Source organism: Pisciglobus halotolerans (genome assembly GCF_900113675.1).
Lineage (GTDB): Bacteria > Bacillota > Bacilli > Lactobacillales > Carnobacteriaceae > Pisciglobus > Pisciglobus halotolerans.
The window spans coordinates 106,035-111,496 of the sequence record NZ_FOQE01000004.1 but is presented as its reverse complement, the minus strand read 5'-3'; the positions used below and the strand labels follow the sequence as shown (position 1 = coordinate 111,496).

Annotated in this window: 3 protein-coding genes, 16 tRNA genes, 1 rRNA gene and 1 CRISPR repeat array; of the genes, 2 read left to right on the top strand and 18 right to left on the bottom strand. The window is 41.1% G+C overall.

The window, feature by feature from the left end:
• The 18 genes from BM057_RS02730 to BM057_RS02645 form a co-directional block, all read right to left on the bottom strand.
• Positions 1 to 164: ribosomal RNA gene (locus BM057_RS02730) — 16S ribosomal RNA — on the bottom strand; the annotation flags it as partial.
• A 310-nt stretch (positions 165 to 474) separates the two neighbouring features.
• Positions 475 to 546: transfer RNA gene (locus tag BM057_RS02725), tRNA-Glu, on the bottom strand.
• 38 nt (positions 547 to 584) lie between these two features.
• Positions 585 to 673: transfer RNA gene (locus BM057_RS02720), tRNA-Ser, on the bottom strand.
• A gap of 36 nt (positions 674 to 709) precedes the next feature.
• Positions 710 to 783: transfer RNA gene (locus BM057_RS02715), tRNA-Ile, on the bottom strand.
• Positions 784 to 794: 11 nt separating this feature from the next.
• A tRNA-Gly gene (locus BM057_RS02710) sits at positions 795 to 865 on the bottom strand.
• A 5-nt stretch (positions 866 to 870) separates the two neighbouring features.
• Positions 871 to 943: transfer RNA gene (locus BM057_RS02705), tRNA-Asp, on the bottom strand.
• 28 nt (positions 944 to 971) lie between these two features.
• Positions 972 to 1,044: transfer RNA gene (locus BM057_RS02700), tRNA-Met, on the bottom strand.
• A 91-nt stretch (positions 1,045 to 1,135) separates the two neighbouring features.
• A tRNA-Ser gene (locus BM057_RS02695) sits at positions 1,136 to 1,225 on the bottom strand.
• Between the two features lie 86 nt (positions 1,226 to 1,311).
• A tRNA-Met gene (locus BM057_RS02690) sits at positions 1,312 to 1,385 on the bottom strand.
• A 21-nt stretch (positions 1,386 to 1,406) separates the two neighbouring features.
• Positions 1,407 to 1,479, bottom strand: a tRNA-Ala gene (locus BM057_RS02685).
• An 8-nt stretch (positions 1,480 to 1,487) separates the two neighbouring features.
• Positions 1,488 to 1,561: transfer RNA gene (locus tag BM057_RS02680), tRNA-Pro, on the bottom strand.
• 42 nt (positions 1,562 to 1,603) lie between these two features.
• A tRNA-Arg gene (locus BM057_RS02675) sits at positions 1,604 to 1,677 on the bottom strand.
• Positions 1,678 to 1,697: 20 nt separating this feature from the next.
• Positions 1,698 to 1,786 (bottom strand) — tRNA-Leu (locus tag BM057_RS02670).
• A gap of 27 nt (positions 1,787 to 1,813) precedes the next feature.
• A tRNA-Gly gene (locus tag BM057_RS02665) sits at positions 1,814 to 1,885 on the bottom strand.
• A 6-nt stretch (positions 1,886 to 1,891) separates the two neighbouring features.
• A tRNA-Thr gene (locus BM057_RS02660) sits at positions 1,892 to 1,967 on the bottom strand.
• Positions 1,968 to 2,112: 145 nt separating this feature from the next.
• Positions 2,113 to 2,185, bottom strand: a tRNA-Lys gene (locus tag BM057_RS02655).
• Between the two features lies 1 nt (position 2,186).
• Positions 2,187 to 2,262, bottom strand: a tRNA-Val gene (locus tag BM057_RS02650).
• Positions 2,263 to 2,363: 101 nt separating this feature from the next.
• Positions 2,364 to 2,588: a hypothetical protein gene (locus tag BM057_RS02645; protein WP_092091310.1), complete on the bottom strand. Its 225-nt coding sequence runs from the start codon at positions 2,586 to 2,588 to the stop codon at positions 2,364 to 2,366.
• Between the two features lie 317 nt (positions 2,589 to 2,905).
• Between BM057_RS02645 and BM057_RS02640 the strand changes: the two genes are divergently transcribed.
• Complete coding sequence (locus BM057_RS02640; RefSeq protein ID WP_092091308.1) at positions 2,906 to 3,613, top strand: polyphosphate polymerase domain-containing protein; 708 nt, start codon at positions 2,906 to 2,908, stop codon at positions 3,611 to 3,613.
• Positions 3,614 to 3,636: 23 nt separating this feature from the next.
• Positions 3,637 to 4,344 (top strand): DUF4956 domain-containing protein, encoded by a 708-nt coding sequence (locus BM057_RS02635; RefSeq protein WP_092091306.1) that lies wholly within the window; start codon positions 3,637 to 3,639, stop codon positions 4,342 to 4,344.
• 156 nt (positions 4,345 to 4,500) lie between these two features.
• Positions 4,501 to 5,461: a CRISPR direct-repeat array (repeat unit 36 nt; unit sequence GTTCTCGTCCCCTTTTTGCGGGGTTAGGTATCGATT).
• Between the last annotated feature and the right edge of the window lies 1 nt (position 5,462).

Genomic DNA, 5,462 nt, shown 5'->3' with positions numbered 1-5,462 from the left:
ATGTTATCCCCCACTTATGGGCAGGTTACCCACGTGTTACTCACCCGTCCGCCACTCCTTTACCTCGGTGGGTGCAAGCACCCGGTGAGATAAAAGCGTTCGACTTGCATGTATTAGGCACGCCGCCAGCGTTCGTCCTGAGCCAGGATCAAACTCTCATAAAAGTGTTGAGTCTCACTCAACGTTTTTAATGAAGCTTGTAGCTCATTAATTGAATTGCTAGCGAATAAATATTCACTAATGTTGTTTGTTTTGACACTTGTCAAAACGCCCTACACATTGGTTCGTCTTACTTTGTTTAGTTTTCAAAGGTCTAATTTCTTGCGTTTGTTGTCTCAGCGACAACTTCTTAATGTTATCATCAGCTAACTTTTCTGTCAACCTTTTTTATTCATAAATTTGAATTTACATTCTCTATCTTATCTATTCGTTTATTCAAATAAACCAGACAGCTTGAATGTTTGATAACATCAATGACCCGTACGGGATTCGAACCCGTGTTACCGCCGTGAAAGGGCAGTGTCTTAACCGCTTGACCAACGGGCCAGTTTATTATGTGCTTTAAAAAAATAAATTTGTTAAAGCGGAGAAGGAGGGATTTGAACCCTCGCGCCGCGTTAAGCGACCTACACCCTTAGCAGGGGCGCCTCTTCAGCCTCTTGAGTACTTCCCCAAAACCAAAAAATGCTAAATGAAATTTTTGAAACAATGGGCCTAAATGGACTCGAACCATCGACCTCACGCTTATCAGGCGTGCGCTCTAACCAGCTGAGCTATAGGCCCAAAGAAACAAAAGCGGGTGACGAGAATCGAACTCGCGACAACAGCTTGGAAGGCTGTAGTTTTACCACTAAACTACACCCGCAAAAACGGTCTCGACGGGAATCGAACCCGCGATCTTCTGCGTGACAGGCAGACATGTTAACCCCTACACCACGAGACCTTCAATTGAGCTACATATTAAAATGTAATTGCGGGGGCAGGATTCGAACCTGCGACCTTCGGGTTATGAGCCCGACGAGCTGCCAGCTGCTCCACCCCGCGATAATATAAATCTCTACTATAAGAATACAAGATATGTCTTTCTCATCTCTATCATAACTAAAAACTGCTTAAACAGCAATGGCTATGAAAAAGGAGGATAAGGGATTCGAACCCTTGCGTGCTTTTACACACCTGACGGTTTTCAAGACCGTTCCCTTCAGCCGGACTTGGGTAATCCTCCATTAAATAATACATTCACTTTTAAAAAGCTTTACCGCAGCTTCCAAACAATTAACGAATCAGTCATTTTATTCAAAAGATTGGTAATAGCGGCGGAGGGAATCGAACCCACGACCTCCCGGGTATGAACCGGACGCTCTAGCCAGCTGAGCTACACCGCCATAATAAATTGTTTGTTGCTATGGAGCCTAGCGGGATCGAACCGCTGACCTCCTGCGTGCAAGGCAGGCGCTCTCCCAGCTGAGCTAAGGCCCCCAAAACAGTCGGGAAGACAGGATTCGAACCTGCGACCCCTTGGTCCCAAACCAAGTGCTCTACCAAGCTGAGCTACTTCCCGTAAAAGTTATTTAGTTACTGACTGACAAATATCAGATCAATATGCACCCAGCAGGAGTCGAACCTGCAACCGCTTGATTCGTAGTCAAGTACTCTATCCAATTGAGCTATGGGTGCTTCATATTAAACTATACAAATGGTGCCGAGGGCCGGAATCGAACCGGCACGGTTATCACTAACCGCAGGATTTTAAGTCCTGTGCGTCTACCTGTTCCGCCACCCCGGCATTGAACAAGCTATCTAGTTTCCTAGAAGCGGAAGACGGGGTTCGAACCCGCGACCCCCACCTTGGCAAGGTGATGTTCTACCACTGAACTACTTCCGCATAAAATGGTGCCGGCTAAAGGACTTGAACCCTCGACCCTCTGATTACAAATCAGATGCTCTACCAACTGAGCTAAGCCGGCTATTCAACTTTTTGATCTTAACGGGGTAAAGCTGAGAGAATGTTTAAAAAGATTCTCCTATGATGACACTCGGATCTTGATCCTTCATCTTACCATTGGTAAAAATTGAAGCGAATGACTAGCATCTTAAGTTTGATACTAATAATGAGTCATGCAGGATTCGAACCTGCGACCCTCTGATTAAAAGTCAGATGCTCTACCAACTGAGCTAATGACTCATGGTGGAGGTTAACGGGCTCGAACCGCTGACCCTCTGCTTGTAAGGCAGATGCTCTCCCAACTGAGCTAAACCTCCAGAATAGTGCATTCCATGTTCTTTATTTTCCCTTCATTGCCTCAGCGACAACTATTTTATAGTACTATCCTTTCCATTAATTGTCAACACTTTTTCATGAATTAATTTGCATTTTTTCTACGAATAAAGTTGACCAAACCGCTGATGTTTTTTATTCTATCACGAGAATGTTCAATATTAAAGAGAAAAAATATCTTTTTTTGTTTTGTCCAGTTCTTTCTATTTTCTGCATGAATATCAATCTTTGGCTGCTTGAGATATCCCTTTTCATGCCAGAATGATGTTGTTTTTATTATGAAAGCATTATTTTTTTTTTTTCTGAGCATATTTCTCCCTTTTTTGCTGCTTTTGGTATAATCGTTAATTGTGGATTAGCGACTGAATAAAATTTATTATGTCGTTCGATCCATCCCCCTTTTTTAAACACTTTGATTTCATTGTATACAAAAAAAAGATAGGCTCCTATTATTTTTGTTATCTGGGTTATTTACAGAGCTGGCGCAATCTAAACTTCCAACTTTCATCGTTCACCTCATTATGCTCAGTTGACTAAAAGCTTAGCAGTCTCCTTTTTCCTGTTTGATAAAATAGAAAGATGATGTGAAAGTCTTTCCCATAATACTTTTTGAAGAGGAGAACATCAATGGTTGAAAATAATCTAACTGTATTTCGTACAGAGTTAAAATATCTGATCGATCTACCTGATCGATTGCATCTTATTAATTGCCTAGACCGTTTGCTGGTCCCTGATGCTTATGGCGGTTATGATGGCTATCAAGTCCGCAGTGTTTACTTCGATTCTTTCGGTAATCAAGACTATATTGAAAAAATGGAGAAATTTGCTTTTGTGAAACGCGTTCGATTGAGAGTGTATGATATTCATTCTGATATAGCAAAATTCGAAATCAAACGAAAAAAATCAGGCAGACAAATAAAAGATAGCCTCATCGTTACGCGAGAGGAAGCTAACCAGATGCTGCAAGGCAACTTTGAAGTGCTGAAAAATTATGAAGGGATAACGGCAGAACTAGGATATGACATCTGCACTACAATGGGATATCGTCCGGTTTCTATGGTGGAGTATAAAAGAAGAGTCTATACTCATCCTTTCTTTAGTACGCGCATTACTTTAGACAGCGACCTGAAGTATTGCAATTTTGATTATGATTTATTTGAAGAAAACCCTAATTACAAAAAAGTCATGCCTTTAACCGATACTATTTTAGAAGTAAAATATGCGCGCTATTTATTCCCTCAATTGCAAGAAGTTTTGGAACACTGTGACTTGAAAAAGTGTCCAGTCAGTAAGTTTGCTTCTTCGCGAGAATTATTAGAAGCCTATTATTATTAAACCCTTTAGGAGGAACTATTAAATTGAATCTACTACTCGCTACAACAACTAATAAACCTGTACAAGAAAGTCTGATGGACCTTTTTCAAATGGACACCTTGCCTGTCGGAAAATTAAGTGTTTCTACTATCTTGATCAGCTTAGCTTTTACATTGCTTCTTTCCGCTATTATGTTCTTCACCTTTAAAAAATGTCACACCCCTATGACCTACAATCAAAAGTACAACATCACTTTAGTCATGCTGGCTATCGTTTCTACTATCTTAATGCAACTCATCAAACAAAACTTAGCTTTGTCATTAGGTATGTTAGGTTCCCTTTCTATCGTTCGTTTTCGAACCAACATCAAAGATCCGCGCGACTTAGGTTTTGTTTTCTGGGCTATGACCATTGGGATCGCTTCTTCAAGTGAAGGTTGGTTCCTAGGCATTATTGGTTCTATTCTTTTATCTATCTTCATGATCATGACTGGCGACAATAAATCTCAAAGTCAAAGCCGCTTGCTCGTTATCCGCGGCAGCAAAGCAAATACCGATAAAATCAACGAGATCTTGACCGCCGCTTCAGGAAAAAGCCAACTCCAAGCACAAAACTTATTAGAAGATTCTTTCGAACTGGTTTATGAGATCAAAGCCAAACACATGGATGAGCAAAAATTAGCTGAAGAAATCATGGCCTTGCCAGGCATTGATACCGTTAATTTACTAGCACCAAGCGCTGACCTAGGTTAATGTTGCAAAAAAAATAAAGGTACCCCTTGAGAAGTTTCTCTTGGCGTACCTCTATTTTTTATACTGAAAAATCAAGAAACAAACGGTTGTCCGCCTGCCAACACTAAACCGACGACTGCCGTGACGATCATCAATCCAATCAGCCATTTCCTTTTGCTTGGCGTGCCCTTTTTGCGGGGTTAGGTATTGGTTTGTAAGTAATATTTGTAGATTTTACAATGAGCGAAGTTCTCGTCCCCTTTTTGCGGGGTTAGGTATCGATTATATATTAGAATATCTGTTAGTAAAGAAATGTCTTACAGTTCTCGTCCCCTTTTTGCGGGGTTAGGTATCGATTTTGAAAGTGGAAATTGCTTTGCGTAACGGGTTTGATGTTCTCGTCCCCTTTTTGCGGGGTTAGGTATCGATTAGTTTGAAGCCGATGAAATGATTTATATCATTGCACCAGTTCTCGTCCCCTTTTTGCGGGGTTAGGTATCGATTATTGTCTATAAAGAATCCATTTATGCACAATCAAAGTTCTCGTCCCCTTTTTGCGGGGTTAGGTATCGATTGAAGACTTAGATGAACTTGATTATTAAGTAGTGTTCTCGTCCCCTTTTTGCGGGGTTAGGTATCGATTGGAAAGTAAAATTTGTAGATATGAAATGTCTTACAGTTCTCGTCCCCTTTTTGCGGGGTTAGGTATCGATTTTGAAAGTGGAAATTGCTTTGCGTAACGGGTTTGATGTTCTCGTCCCCTTTTTGCGGGGTTAGGTATCGATTAGTTTGAAGCCGATGAAATGATTTATATCATTGCACCAGTTCTCGTCCCCTTTTTGCGGGGTTAGGTATCGATTGAAGACTTAGATGAACTTGATTATTAAGTAGTGTTCTCGTCCCCTTTTTGCGGGGTTAGGTATCGATTATGATACAAATATCAGTTCAGAATGGGAAATGAAGTTCTCGTCCCCTTTTTGCGGGGTTAGGTATCGATTACGCCGAAGTACTAGAGGCGTGCAAAGAATTATTAGTTCTCGTCCCCTTTTTGCGGGGTTAGGTATCGATTAACGGCAAATTCACCTATGATTCTTCTTTGATTGTTCTCGTCCCCTTTTTGCGGGGTTGGGTGTCGATTA